This window comes from Mesorhizobium sp. M7A.F.Ca.CA.004.04.2.1 (assembly GCF_004022825.1).
Lineage (GTDB): Bacteria > Pseudomonadota > Alphaproteobacteria > Rhizobiales > Rhizobiaceae > Mesorhizobium.
In genome coordinates this window covers 1-1,873 of record NZ_RZPH01001116.1, presented here as the reverse complement: position 1 = coordinate 1,873, position 1,873 = coordinate 1, and the positions used below count along the sequence as shown (strand labels likewise).

Below are 1,873 nucleotides of genomic sequence, written 5' to 3'. Positions count from 1 at the left end.
CTGGAAGGTGATGAAGAGCGCTGGCCACGCCGTCACCTACTGGCAACAGACGCCAGATCGCCGCTGGGAGCGCAAGGCTTAAGGCAGGTCGCCTGAACGTCAGGCGACATGCTTGACCTGTGGCGTGTCACGACAATATCTACTGCTTGGCCTTGATCCGGTTCATTTTCGTTGTGACGTAGTCGCCGTATTTCAATTTCATCGACTCGTCCGACCGGTTTCGACGCGAGCTCTTGAAAACGTACCATTCGCCATCAGGCGATTTACGCTTGTAGATAACCTTGCCCACTTGGCGATGCTCGAAGCAGGTCATCGAGCCCTTCACCCCCCAGGAGCCATGCCATTGCGCGCGGTAGCAGAGCTTGCCGCCGCCGGGAATGAACCACATGCCGTCGCCATAGCCCGACTTGCCCTTGTCGTGAGTCCAGGCATCGAACTGCCTCTGCTTGACGGCAAAGAACCCGGCGCCCTTCTTGCCCCACAGCCACGAATGGTTCTGATAAATCTGGTAGACGCCTTCGTCAGGAACGACTGTGGCTTTTTGCGCCTGCTCGGCGATCCTTGTCGCCGTCTTGGCCGTCGCAGGAACCTGAAAGGCAAGAACAAGAACGGAGCAGGCGAATGCCGCTCCGAGATAATTTCCCACTACCCGTTTCACGAAACTTCTCCACAGACTGATTTACGCCACGCCTCAACCCTCATCCCGAACCGCTGGTTCGAGATGGATCATGATCAAACAAGGAGATTGGAAATCGATCCCGATCGCGTCGAGATCGATCAGCACGATGCGTCTACGGCAGGACGTGCTGGGTCACCCTCCAGTCGGGCAGACCATAGCCACCCAGCCACGGCCACACTTCCTTCTGGTTGAAGTAGACGACCGAAGTCAGCGCCGGGAACTCCGCGTAGGATTTGCGGGAATCTTCCTGCCATTTCGAGACATAGTCCTGCTTTCCGACATAGCCGAGTTCCGCAACGACGATCGGCTTGTTGAACACTGCAACGCGGTCATAGCCGGGCTTCAGCAGCTCAGCGAAGGTACGGTCATGACCGGCCTCGTCATTGTCCTTTTTCTGCAGACCGAACACCGACAGGCCGATGACGTCGACATAGTCGTCGCCGGGGTAGTATTTTTCCAGACCCTCTTCGCCCTTGGGCGACCACATATACTTGGCGGCGGGGGCAGCCTTGCGGCAGATATCCACCTCGCGCTTGTAAGCGGAGATCCAGTCCTTGGGAGCCCAGTTGGCCCAAGTGAAGCGGCCGTTCTTGTCTTCCATTTCCTGAGCCCAGCGAATGGTCACCGGGCTCTTCATCTGTCCCACCAGGCCGCAGATTGCCTGCATGTTGGCGTCATATTTGCCGCTCAAAATGCCGTCGCGCAATTCGGGCGGGGTGATGCGCCAGTCCTTCGACCAGGTCCACGGCTCAACCGTAATCAGCAGCGAACGTCCGCGTTGCAGCGCATAGGCGTCGGCAAGCGGCAGCGTCGACAGGTCGACGTCTTCCCAAGGCAGGAACAGCTCTTCGATGCTGGCACTCTTGTCGGCGCTGAAGTCGCCGTAGGGATCATAGGATCCGAACGCCGAGGCGGCGCTGCTCGTTTGGAAGGGGTCCGTCGCGGCTACCGAGCCAGCGCCTCCTGCCGTGGGGAACGCGGCGCTTCCGCCCAATGCCAGCGCGATTGCGAGTGCTTTTACTGTGGAGTATTTCATGTCGATCTCCCATGGCCCCAACCACTTTCGGAAGTTAAGGCTTCGCCCGTGCGCATCGATGCCTGATCGACACGACTACCCAAAAACCGATCGGCTCTATTTGGCAGAATCTGCGGGATTTCGGAGCGACCCCATTGGCGGATGTGCGAACCTGGCAC

General features: G+C 58.6%; 2 protein-coding genes and 1 pseudogene. 1 reads left to right on the top strand and 2 read right to left on the bottom strand.

Features of this window, described 5'->3' with window-relative positions; all coding sequences use genetic code 11:
* A pseudogene (locus tag EN893_RS39600) lies at positions 1–82 on the top strand (DNA polymerase III subunit chi); the annotation flags it as partial.
* Positions 83–139: 57 nt separating this feature from the next.
* On the opposite strand, the gene EN893_RS31925 reads toward EN893_RS39600, so the two are convergent.
* Complete coding sequence (locus tag EN893_RS31925) at positions 140–658, bottom strand: DUF995 domain-containing protein (protein ID WP_127267685.1); 519 nt, start codon at positions 656–658, stop codon at positions 140–142.
* A gap of 133 nt (positions 659–791) precedes the next feature.
* Positions 792–1,715: a glycoside hydrolase family 26 protein gene (locus EN893_RS31920; protein WP_127267684.1), complete on the bottom strand. Its 924-nt coding sequence runs from the start codon at positions 1,713–1,715 to the stop codon at positions 792–794.
* Positions 1,716–1,873: the final 158 nt, after the last annotated feature.